Source organism: Streptomyces sp. NBC_01508 (genome assembly GCF_045040315.1).
Lineage (GTDB): Bacteria > Actinomycetota > Actinomycetes > Streptomycetales > Streptomycetaceae > Streptomyces.
In genome coordinates, this window is sequence record NZ_CP109419.1 from 3,628,723 (window position 1) to 3,655,439 (window position 26,717).

13 protein-coding genes and 1 tRNA gene are annotated in these 26,717 nt (G+C 71.7%); 1 reads left to right on the forward strand and 13 read right to left on the reverse strand.

Annotation, left to right across the window (positions count from 1 at the left end; genetic code table 11):
- Positions 1 to 101: 101 nt before the first annotated feature.
- The 4 genes from OG700_RS16605 to OG700_RS16620 form a co-directional block, all read right to left on the reverse strand.
- The gene (locus OG700_RS16605; protein WP_405614255.1) at positions 102 to 2,009 is read right to left on the reverse strand and encodes a P-loop ATPase, Sll1717 family; all 1,908 of its coding nucleotides are present in this window, start codon (positions 2,007 to 2,009) and stop codon (positions 102 to 104) included.
- 123 nt (positions 2,010 to 2,132) lie between these two features.
- Entirely contained in the window at positions 2,133 to 4,325 is a 2,193-nt protein-coding gene (locus tag OG700_RS16610) for a protein kinase domain-containing protein (RefSeq protein WP_405614257.1), read from the reverse strand.
- Positions 4,322 to 6,601 carry a protein kinase domain-containing protein gene (locus tag OG700_RS16615; protein ID WP_405614259.1) on the reverse strand — a complete coding sequence of 760 codons (2,280 nt, stop codon included), beginning with the start codon at positions 6,599 to 6,601 and terminating at the stop codon, positions 4,322 to 4,324. The genes OG700_RS16610 and OG700_RS16615 overlap by 4 nt, the downstream gene beginning before the upstream one ends.
- 16 nt (positions 6,602 to 6,617) lie before the next feature.
- Positions 6,618 to 7,484: a hypothetical protein gene (locus OG700_RS16620; protein WP_405614261.1), complete on the reverse strand. Its 867-nt coding sequence runs from the start codon at positions 7,482 to 7,484 to the stop codon at positions 6,618 to 6,620.
- A 246-nt stretch (positions 7,485 to 7,730) separates the two neighbouring features.
- Here OG700_RS16620 and OG700_RS16625 point away from each other — a divergent pair, with 246 nt between their 5' ends.
- Positions 7,731 to 10,805, forward strand: coding sequence for an AfsR/SARP family transcriptional regulator (locus OG700_RS16625; RefSeq protein ID WP_405614263.1), 3,075 nt, complete (start codon positions 7,731 to 7,733; stop codon positions 10,803 to 10,805).
- Positions 10,806 to 11,034: 229 nt separating this feature from the next.
- Here the strand turns inward: OG700_RS16625 and OG700_RS16630 are convergent.
- From OG700_RS16630 to OG700_RS16670, 9 genes are all read right to left on the reverse strand, one after another.
- A tRNA-Thr gene (locus OG700_RS16630) sits at positions 11,035 to 11,108 on the reverse strand.
- A 114-nt stretch (positions 11,109 to 11,222) separates the two neighbouring features.
- Positions 11,223 to 12,749 (reverse strand): alpha/beta hydrolase, encoded by a 1,527-nt coding sequence (locus OG700_RS16635; protein WP_405614265.1) that lies wholly within the window; start codon positions 12,747 to 12,749, stop codon positions 11,223 to 11,225.
- 82 nt (positions 12,750 to 12,831) lie between these two features.
- Positions 12,832 to 14,037 carry a DNA polymerase III subunit delta' gene (locus OG700_RS16640; RefSeq protein WP_405614267.1) on the reverse strand — a complete coding sequence of 402 codons (1,206 nt, stop codon included), beginning with the start codon at positions 14,035 to 14,037 and terminating at the stop codon, positions 12,832 to 12,834.
- Positions 14,038 to 14,194: 157 nt separating this feature from the next.
- Entirely contained in the window at positions 14,195 to 17,521 is a 3,327-nt protein-coding gene (gene tmk, locus OG700_RS16645) for a dTMP kinase (protein WP_405614269.1), read from the reverse strand.
- A 142-nt stretch (positions 17,522 to 17,663) separates the two neighbouring features.
- The gene (gene topA, locus OG700_RS16650; RefSeq protein ID WP_405614271.1) at positions 17,664 to 20,525 is read right to left on the reverse strand and encodes a type I DNA topoisomerase; all 2,862 of its coding nucleotides are present in this window, start codon (positions 20,523 to 20,525) and stop codon (positions 17,664 to 17,666) included.
- Positions 20,526 to 20,935: 410 nt separating this feature from the next.
- Positions 20,936 to 21,133, reverse strand: coding sequence for a hypothetical protein (locus OG700_RS16655; RefSeq protein ID WP_405614273.1), 198 nt, complete (start codon positions 21,131 to 21,133; stop codon positions 20,936 to 20,938).
- Between the two features lie 240 nt (positions 21,134 to 21,373).
- A complete protein-coding gene (locus OG700_RS16660) occupies positions 21,374 to 22,963 on the reverse strand; it encodes a methyltransferase (protein WP_405614275.1) in 1,590 nt (529 codons plus the stop codon).
- Between the two features lie 169 nt (positions 22,964 to 23,132).
- Entirely contained in the window at positions 23,133 to 23,744 is a 612-nt protein-coding gene (locus tag OG700_RS16665; RefSeq protein WP_405614277.1) for a small secreted protein, read from the reverse strand.
- Positions 23,745 to 24,048: 304 nt separating this feature from the next.
- Positions 24,049 to 26,478, reverse strand: a complete 2,430-nt coding sequence (locus OG700_RS16670) for a sodium-translocating pyrophosphatase (protein ID WP_405614279.1) — start codon at positions 26,476 to 26,478, stop codon at positions 24,049 to 24,051.
- Positions 26,479 to 26,717: the final 239 nt, after the last annotated feature.

Here is a 26,717-nt window from a genome sequence, read left to right on the forward strand (position 1 = left end):
CGGGCAGCCGCACCACAAGTCCCGAGCTACGAGTTGCCGCACCACGAGTTCCCGCACCACGGGCTGCCGCACCACGAGTTCCCGCACCACGAGTTCCCGAACTACGAGTTGCTGTACCCCGAGCCCCCGGACGAGCCCCCGACCATCCGGATCAGCCGGCGGCACTCGTCCTGGACCCGCCGGGCGACGCTCTCGGTGCCCGTCTCGTGGTCCAGGCCGTTGGCCTGGAGTTGCCCGGCGAGCGATTCGAGGTAGTTCACCGCGCGCAGCACATGCGGGGAGGCGTCGACGGGCCTCCCCTCGCGCAGCTGGATCAGCGACTCCCGCGCGTCCTCCATCACCCGCCCGACCTCGCGGGCCACCTCGTCGCGGGATTCGACGGGCATCGAGGTGGCCCGGCTCATCTGCCGCAGGATCCGGTCGCACGCCCGGACCAGATCCTCCATCAGACCGAAGTCCCGGCCGACGCCCAGCCCGCCGACGCGCGGTGACTGACGGCTGGGAGAGAAGGAGTTGACCACGCGGGAGGCAGCGTGGTGCGGCTCGTACGGGTGGAGACCGACCGCGTTGACGGCGTTCAGCGCGGGGCGGAAGCACGGGTGGATGTGGAACTCGTTCTCGTACGGCTGGACCGCGCGGTGCCGGTCCGTCGCGTACACCACGTCGTTGCCCAGGCGCACCCCGAGGAAGCTCACCGCGTACAGCGACTCCACCACGGCGGGCCCGGACAGGCCGTCGGCGTACTCGGGGAACTGCCGCAGCAACGTGTCGGCCATCTCGTCGAGGCGGGTTTCGAGACCGCTGCGCATCACCACATAGCCGCTGTTGCGGAACATCTCGAACAGCGCTGAGAGATACGGGTAGTTGACGAGATATTCCTTGGCGAGGTCGCCGAGTTTCCACTCCGAGAACTGCTGGGCCGCCTCGACCACGTCCTCCTCGTGGATCCGGTCGTGCTCCCCCGCGACCGCCCGGTCACGGCACAGGTTGAGGAACTGGATGGCGTCACGGGGGCGGGGCAGCGCACGGGAGTACACATAGTCGAAGGTGGGTTCACCGCCCACCTCCACCGGGAAGATCTCCCGCCACAGCCGGTCGGGCGTGACCTCGGGCCCCATGGACGCCTGGGCGCGGGCCACCGCCATCTCGCGCAGGGCGGAGCGGGTCCAGTCGATCCGCATCTCGTCACCGTGGAACTTGTCGCCCTCGGCGAACTGCAAGCTGTCGTAGATGTCCGACCGCAGGAACAGCAGACAGCGCAGCGCGCCGCCGTACGCGCCGGCCGTGTGCTGCGCGGCCAGCAGCAGACCGATGACCATGGCGTTGCTGTCGGGGTCGTTGGACCACACCTGTTCCAGCTTGTCCACCATCAGCAGCAGCGGGGCGTGCCGCCCGGCGCAGTCCAGATCGGCGAACGCCCGCGCGACACCGCTCTCCAGGATCTCCAACTGGCGCGTGGCGCGGGAGCCTTCACTAGCCCCCCGTACATCCATCGCCGCCTTGACCCCGAACGCCTCCAGCGACAGCGACGTCTCCAGGCCGCGGGCGCCCTTGACCAGCCGGTCGTAGAGCCGCTCGTCCAGCGCCTCGTCGTTCGCCACGAGGAAGCTCCGCAGCGCCTTCACCGATCCCGGGGCGCGCCGGCGGTGCTCCCGGTAGTGGCCGACCAGATACCGGGCCGCGTGGACGGCGAACACGTACCGCCAGATGAGGGATTTGGCGGTGTCGCCGGTCAGCCCTTGCAGCTCGAATCTGCGCAGTTCGTCTCCGGCCGCGTCGTCCGGGGTGATCACGACCGTCCCGCCCGGCCGGTCGCCGTCGCCCGCCAGCCGTACGCGGATGGCGCTCTTGCCCGAGCCCTTGCGGCCGATGACCAGCATCTTCCGGCCGTTCAACGCCTCTTCGTACGCGGCCGTACGCATGAAGCCCGCACGTAACAGGCCGACGGTGATGTCGCTTTCGGCGTCGTCACGCCCGAAGTAGAGCCGCCGCACGACGTCCTCACTCATATGATCCCCCGAACTCATTCGATCCCCCGATGTCCGAGCCGCCGATGTCCGAGCCCCAGGCGCCCGAGCCCCCGGCGCGTGGCGCTCCGTCCACGGTAGCCACATCGGACGGGGCGCGTGCGCCTACGCCTTGGGCACCGAGAAGCGGAAGAGCTTGCCGGACCAGGTGGCGTACAGGTGGTCGCCGGTGGCGTGCGTCGACCAGGAGCCGGAGCCGCCGGTGGCCCGGTAGTGCCAGACCTGCTTGCCGGTGTCGGGGTGGAAGGCGTACAGGCCCTTCTTGCCCGCGGCGAGGAAGAGTCCGCGCAGGGTGCCCAGGAGCGTGAGGTCAGCCAGGTCCGACCCGGCCGTCCAGCGTTTCGCGCCGGTCTTGGCGTCGATCCCGCGCAGCACCTTCTTGTCCAAGTAGCAGACGGTCGCGCCGACGCGTGCGTAGCCGCGGTTGCCGCGGGCGGCGGTCCGTACCGTCCACAGGGTCTTGCCCGACGCCGGGTCGAAGGCGGCGAGCAAGCCGCGGGTCGAGCCGTTGAAGTTGGTGCTCGGGTAGCAGAACAGGGTTCCCCCGTTCAGGCTCAGGGACCCCGGGAAACCGAGCGTCTCACTGTTCGTCGGCGGGAGTTCGGTGGGTGCGCTCCAGAGCGTCTCACCGTTGTCCGGATCGAGGGCGAGCAGCTTCATGCCGGCGTCGATGCCGTAGAGCACCTTGCTCTTGACCGGTGGATACAGGGTGACGAGATCCTTCGCCCATACGCGTCTGCCCGTGTCCGGGTCGAGGGCCGTGTATCCGCCGAGCGTCGCCGCCGGGTACGTCTTCGACGCGCCGCCCCAGACGAGCAGCGCGCCCGCCGGGGTGGCGCCCTCGACCATGAACCCTCTGTCCCCCTCGGGCGAGGTCCACCGCACCTTCCCGCTCGACGCCTCCAGGGCCTGGAAGCGTCCGCCGCTCATGGTCACGACCAACTCGCCGTCCGAGAAGTTCAGCTCGGGCGCGCTGTCCCCGGCCGGGGCCGCGTCCCACAGCTTGTCGCCGGACCGGGCGTCGAAAGCGTGCACCTTGCCGTCGGTACGTACCGTGTAGACGTTCTTCTCGTCGGTGAGGACATCGGTGTTCTGGCCTCCGAGGTCCTTCCACAGGAGCTTGCCGGTGTCCCGGTCGAAGGAGGCGCCCAAGGCCGATTCGCTACACAGCAGCGTGGACCGGGTCACCGCGCTCAGGAACATGGCGGGCCGCGGAAGCTCCTTGGTCCAGTCGAGTTCGGGGGTGGCGACCGTGCCGCCCTTGCCGTCCTCACGGTCCTCGCCCCGTGAGTTCAGGAACCAGGCGGTGCCCCCGGCGACCGCGGTGACGCCGAGCACCGCGCCGCCGGTCAGCAACCGGCGGCGGCTGAGCAGCGGGGCGCGTACCGCCTCCCGCAGGGTGCGCTCGTCCTCGGTCACCCGCAGTTCGACCGCGCCGAGCCATCCGGCGGTGGCCTCCGGGCGCAGCCGGGACCGCAGCTGCTCGACGGTGGGGCGGCGGGCGGGGTCCTTGTCGAGGCAGGCGGCGACGATGTCGAGCAGGCCGTGCGGGACGCCGTCCAGCCGCGGCTCCTCGTAGGCGGCCCGGTACATCAGGGCGTGGGCCGCGCCGGTACCGAAGGGCGGGCTGCCGGTGGCGGCGAAGACCAGCACGGCGCCGAAGGCGAACACATCGCTGGCGGCGGTGAGTTCACCACCGGTCGACTGCTCGGGCGACATGAAACCTGGCGAGCCCGGGACCTGGCCCTCGACGGTGAGCACGGTTGCGTCGACGGCCCGGCTGATGCCGAAGTCGATGACCCGGGGGCCGTCGGGGGTGAGCAGGATGTTGGACGGCTTGAGGTCACGGTGGATGAGCCCGGCGCGGTGGATCGCGGCCAGCGCCTCGGCCAGGCCGCCGCCGAGCACGCGCAGGGTGGGCTCGGGCATGGGCCCGTGGGCGTCCAGGGCCTCGGTGAGGGAGGGGCCGGGGATGTACGCGGTGGCCAGCCAGGGCTGCGGCCCCTCGGGGTCGGCGTCGACGACCGGCGCGGTGAAGGCGCCGGAGACCGCGCGGGCGGCGTCCACCTCGGCCTTGAAGCGGCGGCGGAAGTCGGGGTCGGCGGCGAGTTCGGGACGTACGACCTTGACGGCCACCGCACGGCCGCTGCGCGACGCGGCGAGGTGGACCCGGCCCATGCCGCCCGCGCCGAGTTCCCGGATCACCCGGTAGGGGCCGATGTACGAGGCGGGGGCGGTGGCTTGCGGGGGAAGCGCGGACGGCGTCGAGGGGAACGGCGGCGTGGTCGGCGTGGTCATGGGGTGTCGCTCCGGAAGGCGTGGAGGGTGGTCTCGGACGCGGCGAACAGGGTGCTGCCGGAGATCTGCAGCAGCCAGGCTTCCTTGCCCCCGGCTCCGCTCCCCGAGGGCTGGTGCGCCCAGAGCGGCTTGCCGTCGGAGGCGCGCAGGACAACGAACCCCGGGACGTCTCCGGCGCCGTACGTGGCGATGGCCACCACGGACGCGGAGACGGTGGGCCCCTGGGCGTGCGCGGCACCGGTGGACGTCAGGTCCACCGGGCTCGCGGTGTGCCACACCTGCTCACCGCTGCGCGTGTCCAGGGCGAACACGGTGCCCTGACCGTCGTGGACATAAGCCCGCTCGCCGCGGACACCGGCCGGGCTGATGGTGGTCGTCTCGTTGACGGCCGTCCACAGTCTCTCGCCGTCGGCGGCGCGGAACGCCTGCACCTTGGTGCTGGTGACGAGCAGGGTCTTGCCGTCGGTGGCCAGGCGCGGATAGGCGCCGGGCTCGATGACGTCCCGGACCTTCCACCGCTCCGTACCGGAGCGCAGGCCGAGTCCGCGCAGCGTGCCGTTGTCCTGCAGGAAGCAGCGGCTCCCGTCGGCGCGGGCCTGGAAGTCGCTGCCTTCGACCGTGCGCGACCACAGCACGTTGCCCGAGTCGAGATCGACCGCGAGCACGCCGTAACCGCCGTTGTCACTGGTGCCCACGACGGCGACCGAACCGGCGACGGACAGGACGCTCTGGACGAAGCCGGCGAACTGGCCGCCGGCGGTCCGCTCGGTGACCGCGTGGGCGAACTTCTGCTTGCCGGCGGCATCGACACCGAGCAGATAGCCGCGTTCGCCGCCCCACGCCTCGGCGAACAGCATCGATCCGTGAACGCCCAACCACGTCGGTTCCCCCGAGACATCGGACGGTGGGCGCAGCGAACCCGTCCAGCGTTCCTTCCCGGTCGCGGTGTCGTAGGCGATCGCACCGCGCTGGTCCCAGCACACCAACGTGTCGCCGAGGAGCCGCAGTTGTCCGTAATCCAGCTTCTTCAGCGGGACCGACCACCGGGGCTTCGGCCCGGCCGGAATCTTGGGCGCGGGCCGGCCGGTGGTGCCCGCGCCGGCGTCGGCCCGGTCCGGGGTCCGGCCGGGCTTCGACCGCCACCCGGCCAGCGCCGCGGCGCCCGCGCCCGCCGCGACGGTGGTACCGGCCGCGGCGATCCACAGGAACCCGCGGCGGCTCGGCCCGCTCGGGGCAGTGGTGGCGAGGGACGTCGTGGGCATGGGCGGTGCGGCCACCAGAACGGCGGCGTGCGCCGCCCGCCGCGCCAGGTCCTCCCGCAGGCCCTCGGTCAGCAGCGCGGCAGGGTCGGCGGCCCCCAGCGCCCCCAGCGCCGCCAGCACCGACGCGGCGGGCGGCCTGCGGGCGGGGTCCTTGTGCAGACAGGCACCGACCAGCTGGCTCAACACCCGGGGAAGGCCGTCGAGTTGGGGCGGCTGATGAATAGCCCGGTAGAGGATCTCGGCCGCGCCTCCGGTACCGAAGGGGCCCCGCCCGGTGGCCGCGAAAACCAGGACACAGCCCAGGGAGAAGACGTCGGCCGCCGGTCCGACCTCGTGGCTCGACACGATCTGCTCGGGTGCCATGAACCCGGGCGTCCCCAGCACGGCGCCCGTCCGGGTCAGCTGGGTGGCATCCACCGCCCTGCTGATGCCGAAGTCGATGACGCGAGGCCCGTCTTCGGCGATGAGTACGTTGCCGGGCTTGAGGTCACGGTGGACGATACCGGCGTCGTGTACGGCCAGCAGCGCCTCCGCGAGGCCGGTGCCCAGGGCCCGCAGGGCAGGCTCGGGCAGCACGCCGAAGCCGCGTACGACATCGTGCAGCGACGGCGCGGGAACGTAGGCCGTGGCCAGCCAGGGCTGGGAGGCATCGGCGTCCACGTCGAGCACCGGCGGGGTGAAGAACCCGCTCACCCGGCGGGCGGATTCGGCCTCGCGCCGGAAGCGCCCGCGGAAGTCCGGTGCCTCGGCGTACTCGGGCCGGATGACCTTCAGGGCGACCAGGCGCGATCCGGGCGACCTGGCCAGGAACACCCTGCCCATGCCGCCCTCGCCGAGGAGTTGGAAGACCTCGTACGGGCCGATCCGGGCAGGGCTGTGCTGCTGGGGGACCTGGCCGGGAGGTCGCGGGACGGCGGTGAACGGCCGGAGCGCCGCGGCCGGCGACTGCGGCACCGCGGTGTGCGCGGGCCGCGCGGCCGTGGAGTCGATGCCGCCGTTGGGGGGTGTGTGCACGTCGTTGCCTCGGTCGTCAGCTCAGCGAGGCCAGCACATCACGGGCGGCGGTGATGGCGTCGTCCTCGGCCTGCTTCTGGGTTCGGTCGGAGGAATCCCGGCTGTAGGTGAGATCCGCGGTGAGCGTGGCGTTGCCCTCATTGACGATCACCTCGGCCTGGGCCGGCGACCCGTCCGTGCCGACGGAGTAGACCACGAAGGCTTCCTCGCCGAGCCCGCCGACCGACCGGGAGTCCAGCACCGTGCGCAGATCCCCCAAGTCACTGAGAGCGGTCTTCTTGCGGGTGTCGTAACCGCTCTTGGCGCTCGGGGAGACGGTTAGGGTCACACTCAGGCTCTGATAGTCAGCGTCGTAGCCGGGGGGCTCCCACCTCGGCATCCTGGTGATCATCGAGGCCAGGTCCTTGTCGTCCATCAAGCCGGGCGTGCACTCGCCTCCGGGCGCGATCTTCTCGATGGTGGACGCCTTGATCAACTCGCACCCCTTGGGCACCTCGGTGAACGCCTTGCCCGACGGCACCTTTGGCTCGGCGGCACCTCCCGGTGCGCCGGAGGGTCTGCCCGACGCGGTGCCCTTGTCGTCGCCCCCTGACATGGCGACGACCACGCCGACGATCACGGCCACGGCGAGCGCCGCGGCGCCCCCGATCAGCCAGACGCGCGAACGGCCGCCGCGCGGGCCCTGGTTGCCCGGACCGCCCGCCGGAACCGGCTGCGACCAGGCCGAAGGGCCACCCGGCGGCTGCGGCGGGACGGAGGGCGGCGGCTGGCCGGGGCGGCCCCGCGCCGTGGGTCCCCAAGCCGGCGCGCCCCGCCCGAGCGGCTGAGTGGGACGGTTCTTGCCGAAGGCCAGCCGGGGGTCCACCTGTGGGGCCTCACTCATGGAGCAGCTCGCTTTCGTACGGCCTACAGCCTCGGGAACCGACAGAAATCCGTCCCATGGGGCCAGGCCGGAGCAACAATCGGCCGAGACCCGACACCACGTGCCGGATCTTCTCGCGAGACAATGCAGATCCGATGAAATTCTGTTGAAACAGCGGACTCTGTCGCAGCCGGGAAACGGGGTACTACAGGGACCATGGGGAACTTCGGCGTGGGCACGGACACAGGGAACACAGTCGGTTCAGGCGTGGACGCATGGGATCGGGCGGAGGCGACCGGCACGACGGTCGCGACAGAGAAACCGGGTACGTCGGGTACGGCGGGTACGACAGGTACGGAGGATACGGCGGACCGGCTGCGCCTCGACCTGCTCGGTCCGATCCGCGCCCACCGCGGCGAGACGGCCCTCGATCTGGGACCCGTACGACGTCAGGCGGTGCTGGTCGCGCTGGCCCTGCGCGCCGGAACGCTCGTCTCCCACCAGCAACTGCTGGACGACGTATGGGGACTTGAACCGCCGGGCACGGGCCGCCGGGTCCTGCCCAGCTACATCTACCCCCTGCGCAAGACACTGGACGCGCCCGGCGCCCGCCCCGCCGCATCCATGATCCGCGGCGAGCGCGGTGGCTACCGCTTCGTACCCGGCCAAACCCGCTCGGACATCGGCGAGTTGGCCGGACAGGCCGCCACTGCCCGCAGGGCGAAGGCCGCGGGCAACCTCACCACCGCCATCGACGGCTGTACGCGGGCACTGAACCTGTTCCACGGGGAGCCGTTAGCCGGCCTGCCCGGGCCGTTCGCCGACGCCGAGCGGCAGCGCCTCGCCCAGCAGCGGCGCACCCTGCGCCATGAGCGGGCGGAGTGCCTGGTTCTCCTGGGCCGGTACACGGACGCTCTGGACGAGCTCCTGGCCGCGCCAACGGCGCTGCCGCACGACGAACCGCTCGCCGCCCTGCGCATGCGCGCGCTGTACGGCGACGGCCGGCAGGCCGAGGCACTCGCCGCCTACCAGGAGACCCGGGACCGGCTCCGCGACGAGCTGGGCGTGGAACCCGGCGAGGAACTGCGCCAGGTACACCAAGGCGTACTGCGCCGGGACGACCTGATGCTGCTCGGCCGGACGCCGAAGCCCCGCACCGCCGGATCCGCCACAGCACGAACACCGGCTCCGCCACCCACAGCCGCACCCACAGCCGCACCCGCACCGTCGTCGGCACCCGAGCGTCCCCCGTCCCCGCCACGACCTCGCCGCAACGAACTCCCCGGCGACACATCATGGCTCGTCGGCCGGGAGACAGAACTCGCCCTGCTCACCGCCCCCGTGCCCGCCGGCTCCGTCGCCGTGTCCGCCGTCGACGGCACGGCGGGCGTCGGCAAGACCGCGCTGGTGGTCCGCGCCGCCTGGACGCTGCACGACCAGTACCCGGACGGCTGCCTGTTCGTGGACCTGCACGCGCACAGCGTCGCCCACGAGAGCCTGCGCCCGCAGCGCGCACTGCACCAGCTGCTCCGTGCCGTCCTCGGCGCCGACGGCGAACTGCCCGACGAACTGGACGAGTTGGTCACCGCCTGGCGCGCGGCCACCAGCTCCCTGAAACTGCTGCTGGTCGTGGACGACGCCCGCAGCGCGAAACAGGTGCGCCCGTTGCTGCCCGCGGGCCCGGGCAGCCGCGTACTGGTGGCCGGGCGCCAGCGGCTGCCCGGCCTCGACGCCGACCGGCGGGTCACCGTAGAGCCGCTGGACACGGGCGAGGCTGTCACGCTGCTCACACGTCTGCTGGGCGGGACGCGCGCCGGACAGGAACCGGAGGCCGCGCGGGAACTCGCACGGCGCTGCGGCGGCCTGCCGCTGGCACTGCGGATCACCGGGGCCCGGCTGCAGAACCGTCCGTCCTGGACACTGGCCCACCTGGTCGGCCGGCTGTCGGACGACGAACGCCGCCTGGGCGAGCTCCGGGCCGAGGACCGCAGCGTGGAAGCCGCCTTCCGGATGTCCTACGACCAGCTCACCCCCGAACTCCGGCGCTGCTTCCGGGCGTTGGGTCAGTCCCCCACCGCCGAGTTCGACGGGCTCACGCCCGCCGTCATGCTGGGCCGCTCGCGCCAGGACACCGAGGACCTCCTGGAGCGCCTGGTCGACGCGAGCCTGCTGCAGCAGCCGCGGCCCAGCCGCTACCGGCTGCACGATCTCGTACGCGACCACACGCGCCGCCTGGCCGCCGCCGTACCCGAGGAGACCGCCGCGGCCCGCGCCGCCGTACTGCACCTCTACACCGCCGCCGGCCGCATCACCAGCGACTGGGGCCCGGAGGGCTTCCCGACCGGCCCTGACGTCTCCCACTCCCCCTTCTCGAACTGGCGGGACGCCGACGCGTGGCTGGACTCCGCGGGCGGCCAACTGCTCGACGTGATCGCCTACGCGGCCGCAGCCGGGCAGCACGACCAGGCCTGCTGGATCGCCGAATCCCTGGTCGACCCGCTGGTCCGGCAGGGCCGCTACCACGAGTGCCGCTCCGCCCTGGAGCTCGCACTGCCCAGCGCGGACGTGGCCGACGACCGGCGGATGCCCTCCGCCCTGCGCAACCGCATGGCCATCGCGGACCTCTACCAGGGGCGCTTCCAGCAGGCCCACGCCTGGGGCGTCGACGCGCTGCGCCTCGCCCGCCACCAGGGCGACTCGCGCGAACAGGCCCGCGCGATTGCCGGGTTGGGCGCCGCGGAGCGTGCTCTGGGCCGCGTCCCGGAGGCGGTCGCCCACCTGAGCGAGGCCATGGAACTGGCGGCCCGGCTCGACGACGACTGGCTGGCCGGGATGTCGAGCTGCAACCTCGGCGCCCTCCACCACCAGCGGGGACGGCACGAGGAGGCACTCACGTACTACACCACCTCCCTCGCCTTCGCCGAGAAGATCGGCCGCCCCAGAATGATCAGCAAAACCCTGTGCTTCATCGCCGAGACCCACCTGACACTCGGCCGCCACACGGAGGTCAAAAGCCTGGCGAGACGCGCGGCGGACCTGGCCCAGGAGGTCGGCGACCTGCAACTGCGCGCGTCGAGCCTGTCCCTGCTCGGCGCCGCGGAACACGGCCACGGAGACCTGCCGTTGGCCATCACCCATCAACAAGAAGCCCTGACCACGCTCACCGAGCACACCAGCAGGCCCCTGGAGATGGAGGTCCGCCACCGGCTCGCACATACCTACTCGGCAGCGGGCCACCAGGCCGCGGCCGAGCAGCAGTTCCACATCGCCCTGTCCTTGGCGGGGACGGAGGAGCCGGGACGGCAGCCCTCCCCCGGTGGCGCACCACCGGTGACGACATAAGAAGCAGATCCACACGAAACCCGGGCAACCCGGCGAGACTCGGACACCTGATCCCGCCGGCTCTGGCTCGCGCGCCTTTCAGCCGACGCAGCACTCCCGGACCACCCTCGCCCCCAGTGCCGCACAAATGAGACCACCGCCAGCCGGAGCACCGCACACGACAGCGCCGACACATCCGGTAAAAGCAAAAGCCCCAGATCACGGCGAGTGAGTTCTGGGGCTTAAGCGGAGCCGCCTTCGGGATTCGAACCCGAGACCTACGCATTACGAGTGCGTTGCTCTGGCCAACTGAGCTAAGGCGGCAAGCTGCGGAGTTGTCTGTCCGCGCACGGTCAGGTTCGCATCAGCAGCGGCGCCAAGTCTACAGGGTTCTCAGGGGTGCCCCGCACCAAGCCCGTGGGCGGGGAGGGGGCGTGGTCAGCACTTCTTGCCGTTCTTGGGTGGGGTGCCTTCGAGGAGGTAGGTGTTGATCGCCGTGTCGACGCAGTCGCTGCCGCGGCCGTACGCCGTGTGGCCGTCGCCGTCGTAGGTGAGCAGGACGCCGGAGGAGAGCTGGTCGGCGAGGGACCGGGCCCACTTGTACGGGGTTGCCGGGTCGCGGGTGGTGCCGACCACGAGGATCGGGGGTGCGCCCTTCGCCTCGATGCGGTGGGGGGTGCCGGTTGCCTTGGTGGGCCAGTAGGCGCAGCTCAGGGAGGCCCAGGCGAGGCCGGTGCCGAAGATCGGGGAGGCCTGCTGGAAGGAGGGCACCGCCGCTTCGACGTCGGCCGGTTCGGTGAAGGCGGCCGGTAGGTCAAGGCAGTTGACGGCCGCGTTGGCGTACATGAGGTTGGTGTAGGAGCCGTCGCCTTCGCGTTCGTAGTAGCTGTCGGCCAGGGCGAGGAGCCCGGAGCCGTCGCCGTCCATCGCGCCGGTGAGGGAGTCGCGGAGGCCGGGCCAGGCGGACTCGTCGTACATGGCGTTGATCACAGCCGTCGTGGCCAGGGACTCGCCGAGTTCGCGCTGTTCACCGGTCGGGATCGGCTCGGCGTCGAGGGTGTTGAGGAAGGACTTCATGCGATGGCCCGCGTCACCCGCCGACGCGGTGCCCAGAGGGCAGTCCGGCTGCTTGACGCAGTCCGCCGCGAACGCGTTGAAGGCGGTCTCGAAGCCGGCCGTCTGGTCGCGGTTCAGTTCGTCGGCCGGCAGGGAGGGGTCCATCGCGCCGTCGAGGACGAGGCGGCCGACGCGGGTGGGGAAGAGTTCGGCGTACGTGGCGCCGAGGAATGTGCCGTACGACGCCCCGACGTACGACAGCTTCTTGTCGCCCAGGACGGCCCGGAAGATGTCCATGTCGCGGGCGGCCTCGACGGTGGAGACGTGCGGGAGCACCTCGGCCGAGCGCTTCTCGCAGCCCTCGGCGAGCTTCTTGTAGGAGGCCGCCAGGAGGTTCTTCTCGGCTTGGTCGTCGGGGGTCTGGTCGACCTGGGTGTAGGCGTCCATCTCCTTGCCGGTGAAGCATTCGACGGGCTCGCTGCGGGAGACGCCGCGCGGGTCGACCGCGACCATGTCGTACTGGGCGCGAATCTGGTCCGGGTAGCCGATGCCCGCGTACCCCTGGAGGTAGTCGATGGCCGAGCCGCCGGGGCCGCCGGGGTTGACCTGGAGGGAGCCGAGGCGCTTGCCGGGGCCGGTGGCCTTCTTGCGGGCGACGGCGAGTTTGATCTCGGTGCCGTCCGGCTCGGCGTAGTCGAGCGGCGCCTTCATCGTGGCGCACTGGAAGCCGGGAACACCACAGTCACGCCAGTCGAGCTTCTGCCCGTAGAAGCTCTTCAGCTCGGTCGGCGCCCCGGACTCCGGCGACGCCCCGCCCGACGACGCACCACCGGAGGTGCAGCCGGAGACGAGCAGGCCGGCTGCGGCGAGCCCGGTGGCGGAGAGACGGAGGAGGCGCCTGAAGTCCATTCGAGGAGCCTAGCCGTCGCGCGGTGACTGTCCCTTTTCTGTGTCCGTACGGGTGACTCCCCCGCGGGCCGACAGAGCCTGCTCAGCCGGCCCGCAGCGACACCGTCATCGCCTCGACCGCCAGCAGTGGCGCCACATTGCGGTCGAGCGCCCGACGGCAGGCCACGATCGCCTCTATCCGGCGCAGCGTGGCCTCCGGCGTCGACGCTCTCGCGATCCGGTCGAGCGCGTCCCGTACGTCCTCGTTGGCGAGCCCGATCCGCGAGCCGAACTGGATCGCCAGCACGTCCCGGTAGAAGCCCGTCAGATCGGTGAGGGCCAGATCGAGGCTGTCCCGCTGTGTACGCGTGGAGCGGCGCTTCTGCCGGTCCGCCAGGTCCTTCATGACGCCCGCCGTACCGCGCGGCATCCGGCCGCCCGGCGCGGCGCCGAGGGCTGCCTTCATGTCCTCGGTCTCCTTGACGTCCACGTCCTCGGCGACCTGTTTGGAGTCCTCCCCCGCCGCGTCGATGAGTTCCTGGGCGGCCCGGAGGCAGCCGCCGATGTCCTCGACGCGCAGCGGGACCTTGAGGACGGTGGACCGGCGGGCGCGGGCCCGTTCGTCCGTGGCGAGACGGCGGGCGCGGCCGATGTGCCCCTGGGTGGCGCGCGCCGCCGCGGCGGCGGCCTCCGGCTCGATGCCGTCGCGCCTCATGAGGACGTCCGCGACGGCGTCCACCGGTGGCGTACGGAGCGTGAGATGGCGGCAGCGGGAGCGGATGGTGGGCAGGACGTCTTCCAAGGAGGGGGCGCAGAGCAGCCAGACAGTGCGGGGCGCGGGCTCCTCGACGGCCTTCAGCAGGACGTTGCCCGCGCCCTCGGTGAGACGGTCGGCGTCTTCGAGGACGATGACCTGCCACCGGCCGACGGCCGGGGAGAGCTGGGCGCGGCGGACCAGCTCCCGCGTGTCCTTGACGCCGATGGAGAGCAGGTCGGTGCGGATCACGTCGACGTCGGCGTGCGTACCGATCAGGCTCGTGTGGCAGCCGTCGCAGAACCCGCAGCCGGGTGTGCCGCCCAGCGCGCGGTCCGGGCTGGTGCACTGGAGGGCGGCGGCGAAGGCCCTGGCCGCGGTGGAACGGCCGGAGCCCGGCGGGCCGGTGAACAGCCACGCGTGCGTCATCTTCGTCGCCTCGGGCGGTGCGGTGCCCGAGGACTCGGCCGTGACCCGGGCATCCGCGTCACGGGCCGCCGCGGTGAGCGTCTCGGCGACGCGGTCCTGCCCGACCAGGTCGTCCCATACGGTCATGCGCCGTCACCACCTCCGAGTTGCGCGCTTCGGCATCCGGACCGGGATCGGGACCGGATGCCGACTTCCGGGATCCATTGTGGGGGCAGGGTCTGACAATCCCGTCCCACCTGGGCGGAGGCCGACATTCCGATCCCACTCGCCCCTGCCCCGGCTCTCAGCGACCGCGACCGCCGCGCGTCCCACCGGTCTCGTCGTCCTCGTCGTGCGGACCGAGCAGTTCGTCGGCGAGCGTCGGAAGATCGTCCAGCGGAGTCTCCTCCGCCCAGTCCGAACGCCGCCGTGCCGACCGGTCCGGATCGACCTGCGGCAGCTCGCGCGTCCGGTCGTCGCCCGCGCCCGGCTCGGCGGGCGAGGCGGGCGCCGATCCCTGTGCGTCGTCCCGGAAGTAGCCGGGCGGCACCCGGTCGGCCGGGTCCGCGTCCCGTACGGGCGGCAGTACGGCGGTCTCGTCGGCCGCCCGGTCCGCCGGCCGCGCCTCGGGAACGTCCCGTACCGGAGGCAGTACGGCCGTCTCGTCGGCCGCGCGGTCCGCCGGGTCTCCCCGATCCGCGCGATCCGCCGCGTCTGCCCGGTCCGCCAAGTCCGCCGGGTCCGGAACCTGCGGGATCACCCGCGTCTCGTCGTTGTCCGCACCCGAGCCGGCACCCGAGCCGGCGGTCGAGCCGGCGCCCGACTGCGTCGGCACCTCCTGCGTCGCGTCGTCCGGGGCGACCACCCGCTTCCCCCCGGCGGCACCCGCCGACGGGTCCTTCACCATCGGCGTCGGGACCGTCAACTCGCTGTCCGACTCCGCGTGTTCGGCCCTCGCGGACGTCTCGGCCGCCGCCGCCTCGGCCGCGGCAGCCGCAGCTGAGGCCTCCGCCAGCCGCCGCGCCTCCTCGGCCCGCAGCAGCGCCTCCTCGGCCCTGCGCTGCTTCTCGCGCCGACGCTCCTCCGCCTCGGCCCTGAGCCGGCTCTCCTCCTCGGCGAGCCGCCGCAGCCGCGCCTGCTCCACGCGCCGCGTCTCCTCCTCGGCCTCGCGCCGTACGCGCTCCTCCTCGGCGAGCCTGCGCGCCTCCTCGGCCCGCGCCCTCGCCTCCATCGCCTGCCGGTCGGCCTCGCGCTGCCGCGCCTCCTCCAGCTCGCGGCGCTTGCGCTCCTCCTCCTCGGCCCGGAGCTTGGCGAGCTGTGCCTGCCGCTCGCGCTCCTGTCGCTCCTCCTCGGCCTTGCGCGCCGCCTCTTCCTCGGCCCGGCGCCGCGCCTCCTCGGCGGCGGCCTTCCGCGCGTCCTCCTGGGCCTGCACCTCGGCGGCGGAGAGCGGCAGCATCTGGTCGAGCCGGTGCCGTACGACGGTGGTGACGGCCTCGGGCTCCTGCGCCCCGTCCACGACCAGGTAGCGGCCCGGGTCGGCGGCGGCGAGCGTGAGGAAGCCGTCCCGTACCCGCTGATGGAATTCGGCGGGCTCGGACTCCAGCCGGTCCGGCGCCTCCGTGAAGCGCTCGCGCGCCGCCTCGGGCGGGACGTCGAGCAGCACCGTCAGGTGCGGTACGAGACCGTCCGTGGCCCAGCGCGAGATTCGGGCGATCTCGGTCGGCGCCAGATCTCGCCCGGCGCCCTGGTAGGCGACGGAGGAGTCGATGTAGCGGTCCGAGATGACGATCGCGCCGCGCTCCAGGGCGGGGCGTACGACCGAGTCGACGTGCTCCGCGCGGTCGGCGGCGTACAGCAACGCCTCCGCGCGGTTGGACAGACCGGCGCTCGACACGTCCAGCAGGATCGAGCGGAGCCGCTTGCCGACCGGCGTCGCGCCCGGCTCGCGGGTCACGACGACCTCGTGGCCCTTGGCGCGGATCCACTCCGCCAGCGCCTCGACCTGGGTCGACTTCCCGGCGCCGTCGCCGCCCTCCAGGGCGAGGAAGAAACCGTTCGCCGCCTGAGCCTGCGCCGGGTCGGCCCCGCCGCGCAGCGCGTCACGCAGGTCGCGCCGCAGCGGTACGCCGGCCCGGTCGTCGGTCTTGGCGAGTACGACGGCGGCCACCGGCAGCAGCAGCGCGCCGACCAGCATCAGTGTGAAGGCCGCGCCGCCGTGCGCGAAGACGAAGTCTCCGGAGGCCAGTCGGCGCGGTCCGATCGCGGCGGCCAGGACGGGCGCCACCACGGCGCCGAGCGCCACGTAGACCCTGACGACAGCCTGGAGATGGTCGGTGTGCCGGCCGCGCCGGAACTCCTCGGTCTCCTGATCGATCAGCTCGTGGCCGGTCTTCGCCGCGACACCGGCGGACACACCGGCGAGCACAGCGAAGAACAGCACGGTCGCCGTGTCCGGGACGAGTCCCATGACGAGCAGCGCGACCCCGGTGACGGCGATCGCCAGCGCGAGCAGCCGACGGCGGGAGAATCCGGGCAGCACCTTCGCGGCGCCGCGGATGCCGACGCCCACGCCGCCCGTCAGCGCGAGGATCAGGAGGGCGAAGGCGACGGGGCCGCCGCCCAGATCCTTCGCGTGCAGTACGGAGACGGCGGCGGCGGACGCGATGGCCGCGGCGACGGTCGCACAGGCGACGACAAGCAGCGGCACGGCGCCCGTACGGCCCTTGTCGGGGCCGGTTCCGGTCGTCGGGCGGCGCAGCCCTTCGAGCGGCGAGCGCGGGCGCGGGGTGCGGCCGCCGGGCAGCTCCAGCATGAACAGGGTCGACACGGACGCGGCGAACAGACCGGCCGCGACGTAACTGCCGAGGGCCGCCTGGTGCAGCGAGAACCATTCGATGCCCGTGCCCAGCAGGTTGCCGATCAGCGTGACGACGAGCAGGACGGCGGCGGCCAGGGGGATCGCGACGAAGCCGGTGCGCAGCGAGAGCCGGCGCAGCGCGTCGAGGTGGTCGGGCACCGGGCGTACGGCGTCGCCCTCCGGCGGCGGGGCAGGGAGCAGGGCGGGCGCCGCGCTCTCCTTGGCCACCGTCCAGAAGCGCTCGGCGACGCCGGCGACGAAGACCGTACTAAGAAGGATGGGCAGTGCGTTGTCGGGGCTCCAGTCGAGCCAGAGCGGCGCGACGATGAGCAGCGCGAGGCGTACGCCGTCGGCCCCGATCATCGTCCAGCGACGGTCCAGCGGGCCGCCCTTGGCGCCCGCACCGGTGCCGGCATCGGCGCCGGCCGTCGCGCCTGACCCCGGTGCGGTGAGGGCGGAGAGCGGTCCGAGGAGTACGGCTCCGAAGAGCACGGTGGCAAGGATCCGGGCACCGAACACCGCGGCGACGGCGAGCGCCACCCCCCGGTATCCCGTCCCGAACGAGCCCTCGGCGACCGCCGCCTGCAACGACAGCAGCAGAAGCACGAGCAGGGCGAGTGCATCGCCGATGCCGCCCACGAGCTGTGCGCCCCACAACCGCCGTAGCGGGGGGAAGCGCAACAAGGCTCGTACGGCACGCTCTCGTGAGTCTGCGGCAAGTGCGTCGGAGTCGGAGGTGGGGCTCACGACCGTTGGCTGCTCGGCTCGCGTCATCCGCCCAGCCTATCCGGAGCCCGCGGGTCCTCGGAGGCCCGCCCGAACATACGACCGCCGCACGGGTCTCCGTGGAGTCTCCGCGCGGCGGTCGTACGACACCCGCGCCTCCGTACGGAGGCGCGCACAGCCCACTCTCGTCCTACTCGTCGTTCTTCGTCCCGGACGACGCACTCGACTTCTTCGCCGCGGTCTTCTTGGCGGCCGTCGTCGTCTTGGCCGCGGTCTTCTTCGCCGCGGTCGCCTTCTTGGCAGGAGCCTTCTTGGCGGCCGTCTTCTTCGCCGGGGCCTTCTTCGCTGGTGCCTTCTTCGCCGTCTTCTTCTTGGCGGGTCCCTTGGCGCGCTTCTCGGCGAGCAGTTCGTAACCGCGCTCCGGCGTGATCTCCTCGACGCTGTCGTCCGTCCGCAGCGTCGCGTTGGTCTCGCCGTCCGTGACGTACGCCCCGAAGCGGCCGTCCTTCACGACGACCGGGCTGCCGCTCACCGGGTCCGTCCCCAGCTCCTTCAAAGGAGGCTTCGCCGCCGCCCGGCCCCGCTGCTTGGGCTGGGCGTAGATCGCCAGCGCCTCGTCCAGCGTGATGTCGAAGAGCTGGTCCTCGGCGGTCAGCGACCGCGAGTCGGTGCCCTTCCTCAGATACGGGCCGTAGCGGCCGTTCTGCGCGGTGATCTCGACGCCCTCGGCGTCCGTGCCGACCACGCGCGGCAGCGACATCAGCTTCAGCGCGTCCGCCAGCGTCACCGTGTCCAGCGACATCGACTTGAACAGCGAGGCGGTCCGCGGCTTGACGGCGTTCTTGCCGGTCTTCGGGGTGCCGTCGGGCAGCACCTCCGTCACGTACGGGCCGTAACGGCCGTCCCTCGCCACGATCTGATGCCCGCTCTGCGGGTCGACCCCGAGTTCGAAGTCGCCGCTCGGCTTGGCCAGCAGCTCCTCCGCGTACTCGACCGTCAGCTCGTCGGGCGCCAGATCCTCGGGCACGTCGGCCCGCTGGTGGCCCTCCGCGTCCTTCTCGCCGCGCTCGACGTAGGGGCCGTAGCGGCCGACGCGCAGCATGATGCCGTCGCCGATCGGGAAGGACGAGATCTCGCGGGCGTCGATCGCGCCGAGGTCCGTGACCAGCTCCTTGAGCCCGCCGAGGTGGTCCCCGTCGCCGTTGCCCGCGGCAGCGGCGGCGGTCGCGGCGTCCCCCGCGCCGTCCGTACCGTCACCGGTGCCGAAGTAGAACCGCTTGAGCCACGGCACGGACTGCGCCTCGCCCCGCGCGATGCGGTCGAGGTCGTCCTCCATCCGCGCGGTGAAGTCGTAGTCGACGAGCCGGCCGAAGTGCGTCTCCAGCAGGTTCACCACGGCGAAGGAGAGGAACGACGGGACGAGCGCCGTGCCCTTCTTGAAGACGTAGCCGCGGTCGAGGATCGTGCCGATGATCGACGCGTACGTCGATGGACGGCCGATCTCGCGCTCTTCCAACTCCTTGACCAGCGACGCTTCGGTGTAGCGGGCCGGCGGCTTGGTGGCGTGGCCGTCGACGGTGATCCCTTCGGCGGTCAGCGCGTCGCCCTCGGCGACCTGCGGCAGCCGGCGCTCGCGGTCGTCCAGCTCCGCGTTCGGGTCGTCGGCGCCTTCTACATAGGCCTTCATGAAGCCGTGGAAGGTGATCGTCTTGCCGGACGCGGAGAACTCGGCGTCCCGGCCGTCGCTCGACGTGCCCGCGATCTTGACGGTGACGCTGTTGCCGACCGCGTCCTTCATCTGGGAAGCGACGGTCCGCTTCCAGATCAGCTCGTAGAGCCGGAACTGGTCGCCGGTCAGACCGGTCTCGGCGGGCGTACGGAAGCGGTCGCCGGAGGGACGGATCGCCTCGTGCGCCTCCTGCGCGTTCTTGACCTTGCCGGCGTACGTACGCGGCTTGTCGGGCAGGTAGCTCGCCCCGTACAGCTGCGTGACCTGCGCCCGCGCCGCCGAGACGGCGGTGGCCGACAGCGTCGTGGAGTCGGTACGCATATAGGTGATGAAGCCGTTCTCGTACAGCTTCTGCGCGACCTGCATCGTCGACTTGGCCCCGAAGCCCAGCTTGCGCGAGGCCTCCTGCTGAAGCGTCGTCGTACGGAAGGGGGCGTACGGGGAGCGGCGGTACGGCTTCGACTCGACCGAGCGGACGGCGAACGACGCGTCCCGGAGGGCGGCGGCCAGCGCGTGCGCGTTCGCCTCGTCCAGATGCAGCACCTGGTCGGACTTGAGCTGTCCGTCCGAGCCGAAGTCGCGGCCCTGGGCGACCCTGCGGCCGTCGACAGCCGACAGCCGGGCGTTCAGTACGGAGGGGTCGGAGGCGTCGCCGGTACGGCCGGTGCCGAAGGTCCCCGTCAGGTCCCAGTACTCGGCGGAGCGGAAGGCGATGCGCTCGCGCTCGCGCTCGACGACGAGGCGGGTGGCGACGGACTGCACGCGGCCGGCGGACAGGCCGCGCATGACCTTCTTCCACAGGACCGGCGAGACCTCGTAGCCGTACAGCCGGTCGAGGATCCGGCGGGTCTCCTGCGCGTCCACCATCAGTTTGTTCAGCTGGCGGGGATTGGCGACGGCGGCCCTGATCGCTTCCTTGGTGATCTCGTGGAAGACCATCCGGTGGACCGGGACCTTGGGCTTGAGGACTTCCTGGAGATGCCACGCGATGGCTTCGCCCTCGCGGTCCTCATCGGTGGCGAGGAAGAGTTCGTCGGACTCGGCCAGCAGCTCCTTGAGCTTTCTGACCTGGGCCTTCTTGTCGGCGTTGACGACGTAGATCGGCTGGAAGTCGTGTTCGACGTCCACGCCGAGACGGCGCACCTCGCCGGTGTACTTCTCGGGCACCTCGGCGGCGCCGTTCGGGAGGTCGCGGATGTGCCCGACGCTCGCCTCGACGACATATCCCGGGCCGAGGTAGCCCTTGATTGTCTTCGCCTTGGCAGGCGACTCGACGATGACGAGTCGGCGGCCGGCGTGTCCGGTCTCGCTGGTCGGGGACAACTTCGCTCTTCTCTCCGGTCGGCACTCGGTGGCCCGTACAGCCTTACCGCGGTACGGCAGTACGGCACCGCGGGGCATGACATGACCCGCTATGACGCTGCTTCGCTGCGGAGTGTGACGGTACAACCCGCCCCCGTGTCAAACGGGCGGAAGACCGCAACGGCCACTCGAACGGTAACCCGAGTCCGGACGTTTCCGCCGCCCGGACCCACTACGGCCGTCGCGCGGGGCGGCGCCGGGGCGCCGTACGGACCCGGTCGGCGGCGGACCGCGGGAAGGGCTTCACCGCAGGTCCCGGGGGTCGGCGGCGGGCATACCCCGGGCGGGATCCCGGCGCGTTCCGGCACCGTACGACTCGTCGGGCGCGCCGGTCACCGAAGGGGCATCGGCCGTGCCGGAGGGGCCAGGGATCAGATCCGGCCGAAGCACCAGAGGCCGAGGGCCACGAACGCCGCGCCCGCCGAGGCCGCGAGCGCGACGGACGTCCCGGGGCTGACACCGTGCGCCACGGGCGCGCGGTGCAGCACGCGCGCCCCGGTCCACACCAGCAGTGCGGCTCCGAACAGCGCGAACGCCGCTCCCGCGAAGATCGCCGGCCCGCTCTCCATGCCCGTACCCCGTTCGATTCCCGGCGCCGAGAGGCTCCGGAGGCAGAGGCTGGCACCTCGGTACGTCATTGGCGCGAATTCCGCGTGAACGGCGCGGGGGTTCACTCGCGCGGCGTCCGCCGGGTGCCGGTACGCGGCCCCCGCCCCGGCGCACGCCGCAACGGTCCGCCCGGGGATCAGCCGGCGCCACGGCCCGTGATCGACCCCGGACGGACCGGAACCCGCCCGTCCGGCGACCGGTCACGAACCGGCCACCGGCACCAGGAAGCCCTCCCCCACCAGCAGCCGGATCGCCTGCGGCGTGCGGTCGCGCAGCAGCACCGGGTCCTCGCCCATGAGTTGGGCGATCGCGTCCAGGATCCGCCCGGCGCTCAGCGTGCCGTCGCAGACCCCGGCGAAGCCCGCGGCGACCGTGTCCACCTTCGTCGCCCGCCGCATGCCGCGGTTCTGACGGAGCACCACATGCTCGGGGTCCTCCGCGCCGGGCAGCCCGACCTGTTCCTGGACGACCTCGGGGGCCAGCGCGAAATGAGCGGTGAGCAGGGCGGCGTCGTCGTGTGTGCGGAGATAGTCCTGCCGCTCGAAGTGGGCCCGTACGGTGTCGCCGAGCGGCTGCTCGACGGGGTGCGGCCACTCCTCCACGACCACCGAAGGGTGGTGGGACCCCTCGGACCCCTCGGACCCCGACTTCCTGAGGGTGATCCAGCCGAAGCCGACGGCCTTGGTCTTCCGCGCCTCGAACTCGTCCAGCCACGCGTCGTACCGCGCCGCGTACGCCTCCGGGTCCGCCCGGTGGTCGCCGCTGTCGCGCAGCCACAGCTCCGCGTACTGCGTCACGTCCTGCACCTCGCGCTGCACGATCCAGGCGTCGCAGCCGCGCGGCACCCAGGACCGCAGCCGGTCCTGCCACTCCTCGCCCTCCACGTGCTGCCAGTTGGCGAGGAAGTGCGCGTACCCCCCGGCGGCGAGGCGGTCGCCCGTCTCCTGGACGAGCGTCCGGCACAGGTCGTCGCCGCCCATGCCGCCGTCGCGGTAGGTGAGCCGGGCGCCGGGCGAGATCACGAAGGGCGGGTTCGACACGATCAGGTCGTACGTCTCGCCGTCGACCGGCTCGAACAGCGACCCCGCGCGCAGCTCGGCGGCCGGCGCCCCGGACAGGGCGAGGGTCAGCCGGGCGCACTCCAGCGCACGCGGGTTGAGGTCGGTCGCCGTGACAGCGGTGGCGTGCCGGGCCGCGTGCAGCGCCTGGATGCCGGACCCGGTGCCGATGTCGAGGGCCTTGGCGACCGGCGTACGGACCGTGAGTCCGGCGAGCGTCGTGGACGCCCCGCCGACGCCGAGCACCACGCCCTCGCCGTGGCCGCTCGCCCCGGAGGCGCCGCCGACCGCGCAGCCGAGGTCGGAGACGATGAACCAGTCCTCTCCTTCCGGGCCGCCGTACGGCCGTACGTCCACGGTGGCGCTGACGTGCGCGCCGCCCGCATCAGTGCCCGCGTCACTGCCCGGGCCACCCTCGCCGCCGCCCGTACCGCTGTCCGGGGCGGCTCCCTCCACGACCCAGCCGCCGGCCAGGCACTCCCCCAGGGGGAGCACGGCACGGGCCCGCTCGGCCGGGACCGGTCGCTGGAGCAGGAAGAGTCTGACGAGCGTTTCGAGCGGGGTGTCGCCGCGAGTGGCCCGCAGGGCGGGCACGGTCTCACTGCGGGCCAGCGCGGCGTACGCGGGCGCGCCGAGCAAGTCCAGCAGGCCGTCGACGGTGAAGTCGGCGGCGAGCAGGGCGTCGCGGAGCCGGGGCGAGTGGTCGGGCGCGGGAAGGCTGGTCGTACTCACTTGTCCATTGTGGCCGCTGCCACCGACAAACGCCTGCGGCCCGGCTCCCCGGGTGGGGTGCCGGGCCGCGGGATACGCGTCCGAGAGCGGTGTCGCGGGCCTTACGTACGACGGGGCGTTCTTCTGATCGGTCGGCAGGACAGAGGTGGCGTCAGGCCGGCGGGCTCACTCAGGAGGACGTGTCCGCGGACGGCTCCTTCGAGGCCGTGTCCGATCCGGAGCCGGCGGGTGCGGACGTCTCCGGCCGCTGGCAGCCGGGCTGCTTCGCCATCGCCGCGCCGACGTCCCCGGACTGAAGCTTCTGGAGCGCCTCGTCACCGCTCGTGCTGAGCTTGTCGAGTTCGTCGGCGACGCCCTTGAGGCCGTCCGCGAACTTCGCCTGGTCCTTGATGTCGAGGTCGTCCACGTCGGCCTTCAGGTCTGCGTACGCCTTGGAGGTGGCGTTGAGCTCGCTGACGGCCTCCTTCTGGGTCTTCTCGCCGTCGTCGACGGGCGGGGCGCCCGCCGCGTTCACGGCGGCGCCCAGCGCCTTGTAGGCGTCCGAGATGGACTGGAAGGCTGCCGCGTCGGTCTTCTGGACGTCGGCGGGCTTGCTGCTGTCCGAGGTCGCCTGCTGGATCGAGGTGTTGGCGCCGGCGATCTTCGTCAGCTGCGGCTGGACCTGGTCACAGACCTTCTTGGCCCAGTCGTTGACCTTGTTGCCGCTGTCGTCGCTGCATCCCGACAGCGTCATGAGCAGTACCGAACCGCCGGACAGTGCGGCTGCGAGCTTCTTGTTCACCGGATTGGGTCCCTTCCAAGGCTCTCGGCCCCGGAACATACACGCCAAGTGGGCGACTACCGCACGCCGAGTGTCCGATCAATGGGCTATTGCAGCCATTTGCACCAAGGGAGAGAACCCTCACGCCGCCACCCTCCGCAGCGCGGAGACGAGGCGGAGGACAGCCGGACGACGGGCGAACGACAGACGGACGACACGTCAGAACGCGCCGCCCGCCCGCCACTTGCCGCAGAACGCCACCACAAGGCGGCCACCGGATGACCGCCGGACGGCTACGTTCAGCCACCGTCCGGCTACGCAACGCCTACGAAGCCACCGCCGGATCCGGCGACTCGCTCGTACCGCCGACGGATCCGCCTCCTTCGTCGCCCCCTTCGCCGCCGTCGTCCACGGTCACCGAGCGCCGCTTGGAGACGTACACCGCCCCCACGATCACGGCGATCGCCAGCACCGCCACCACCGCGCGCACCCCGGCGTTGGCGTCGCTGCCGTAACTGAACTGCACCACCGCCGGAGCGATGAGCAGCGCCACCAGGTTCATGACCTTCAGCAGCGGGTTGATCGCCGGTCCCGCCGTGTCCTTGAACGGGTCACCGACGGTGTCGCCGATAATCGTCGCGGCGTGGGCGTCGCTGCCCTTGCCGCCGTGGTGGCCGTCCTCGACCAGCTTCTTGGCGTTGTCCCACGCCCCGCCGGAGTTGGCGAGGAAGACGGCCATCAGCGTGCCGGTGGCGATCGCGCCGGCCAGGAACGAGCCGAGCGCGCCGACACCGAGGGAGAAGCCCACGGCGATCGGGGTGAGTACGGCGAGCAGACCGGGCGTGGCCAGCTCGCGCAACGCGTCCTTCGTACAGATGTCGACGACGCGCCCGTACTCGGGCTTCTCCGTGTAGTCCATGATCCCGGGGTGCTCGCGGAACTGCCGCCGCACCTCGTAGACCACCGAACCCGCCGACCGCGACACGGCGTTGATCGCGAGCCCCGAGAAGAGGAACACGACCGCGGCGCCGAGGATCAGTCCGACGAGGTTGTTGGGCTGGGAGATGTCCAGGCTCAGGCCCATCTCGTCGGCCCTCGCCCCCACGTCCTTCACGGCCGTGGCGATGGCGTCGCGGTACGAGCCGAAGAGCGCCGCCGCCGCCAGTACGGCGGTGGCGATGGCGATGCCCTTGGTGATGGCCTTCGTGGTGTTGCCGACGGCGTCGAGGTCCGTAAGCACCTGCGCGCCCGCGCCCTGGACGTCCCCGGACATCTCGGCGATGCCCTGGGCGTTGTCGGAGACGGGTCCGAAGGTGTCCATGGCGACGATGACGCCGACGGTGGTGAGCAGTCCGGTGCCGGCCAGCGCCACCGCGAAGAGCGCGAGCATGATCGACGTACCGCCGAGCAGGAACGCCCCGTACACGCCGAGAGCGATCAGCAGCGCCGTGTAGACCGCGGACTCCAGACCGATGGCCACACCGGCCAGGACGACCGTGGCGGGCCCGGTGAGCGCCGATTTGCCGATGTCGCGCACCGGGCGCCGGTTGGTCTCCGTGAAATAGCCCGTGAGCTGCTGGATGAGCGCCGCGAGCACGATGCCGATGGCGACGGCGACCAGCGCGAACGTCCTCGGGTCACCGGGGTGCGAGGTGATCTCCTCGGCACTCACTCCGTCCAACTCCGCGTACGTGGACGGCAGGTAGGTGTACGCCGCCACGGCCACCAGGACGAGCGAGATCACCGCGGAGATGAAGAAGCCGCGGTTGATCGCGGTCATCCCGCTGCGGTCGGAGGGCCGCGGCGCGACGGCGAAGATGCCGATCATCGCCGTGACGACACCGATCGCGGGGACGATCAGCGGGAAGCCGAGCCCGAAGTTGCCGAAGGCCGCCGTACCGAGGATGAGCGCGGCGACGAGCGTCACCGCGTACGACTCGAAGAGGTCGGCCGCCATACCGGCGCAGTCGCCGACGTTGTCGCCCACGTTGTCGGCGATGGTCGCCGCGTTGCGCGGGTCGTCCTCGGGGATGCCCTGCTCGACCTTGCCGACGAGGTCGGCGCCGACGTCGGCGGCCTTGGTGAAGATGCCACCGCCGACACGCATGAACATGGCGATCAACGCGGCGCCGAGGCCGAAGCCCTCCAGCACCTTCGGTGCGTCCTCCGCGTAGACGAGGACCACGCAGGAGGCGCCGAGCAGGCCGAGGCCCACCGTGAACATGCCGACCACACCACCGGTGCGGAAAGCGATCTTCATCGCCTTGTGCGCGACGGCTGTCAGATCCTTTTCCGGTTCGCCCTCCGCCGGGGTTGCCTCTCTCGCCGCCGCGGCGACGCGCACATTACTGCGTACGGCCAGACGCATGCCGAAGTATCCGGTGGCCGCCGAGAAAAGCGCACCCACCAGGAAGAACAACGAACGTCCCGCGCGTTCCGACCAGCCGTCGGCCGGAAGCAACAACAGCAGGAAGAACACCACGACGGCGAAAATGCCGAGGGTGCGCAACTGCCGTGCCAGATAGGCATTCGCGCCTTCCTGTACGGCCGCCGCGATCTCCTTCATGGAATCGGTGCCCTCGTCGGCCGCCAGCACCTGACGGACCAGCCGCTGGGCGACGAGCAGCGCCGCCAGCGCGATGACCGCGATGACGATCACGATCAGTCTGTTGCCGTCCGTGAGTATCGCGGCAGCGAGAGAAGTGGGGTGCTCGGACAGTTGCTCGGACAGTTGTGGATCGATGTGCCCCGCCATTCGTCCTCCTTGACGCTCAGCGCTCAAGATGGACGGATTGTAGGGAGCGGGAGCTGATCAAAACAGAGTGCGCCGCGTGTAATTGACCTTGACTTGTGGACCCGCAAATGATCGGACCCCGAAAAGCGCTCCGAAATGCGTAATGGGATGAACGCATTGACTGGTGATCCATTATCTCCGGGGAATAGAAAAGGCCCTGCTCAGCAGGGCCCTCAAAGAAATTGGATCACACTCTCACG

Excerpts from the sequence above, each read along its gene's own strand:
- OG700_RS16620 (WP_405614261.1), bottom strand. The coding sequence starts at position 7,484 with ATGAGTGAGGCCCCACAGGTGGACCCCCGGCTGGCCTTCGGCAAGAAC.
- OG700_RS16670 (WP_405614279.1), bottom strand. The coding sequence starts at position 26,478 with ATGGCGGGGCACATCGATCCACAACTGTCCGAGCAACTGTCCGAGCAC.
- OG700_RS16635 (WP_405614265.1), bottom strand. The coding sequence starts at position 12,749 with ATGGACTTCAGGCGCCTCCTCCGTCTCTCCGCCACCGGGCTCGCCGCA.
- tmk (WP_405614269.1), bottom strand. The coding sequence starts at position 17,521 with ATGACGCGAGCCGAGCAGCCAACGGTCGTGAGCCCCACCTCCGACTCC.
- OG700_RS16610 (WP_405614257.1), bottom strand. The coding sequence starts at position 4,325 with ATGACCACGCCGACCACGCCGCCGTTCCCCTCGACGCCGTCCGCGCTT.
- OG700_RS16640 (WP_405614267.1), bottom strand. The coding sequence starts at position 14,037 with ATGACCGTATGGGACGACCTGGTCGGGCAGGACCGCGTCGCCGAGACG.
- OG700_RS16605 (WP_405614255.1), bottom strand. The coding sequence starts at position 2,009 with ATGAGTGAGGACGTCGTGCGGCGGCTCTACTTCGGGCGTGACGACGCC.
- OG700_RS16655 (WP_405614273.1), bottom strand. The coding sequence starts at position 21,133 with ATGGAGAGCGGGCCGGCGATCTTCGCGGGAGCGGCGTTCGCGCTGTTC.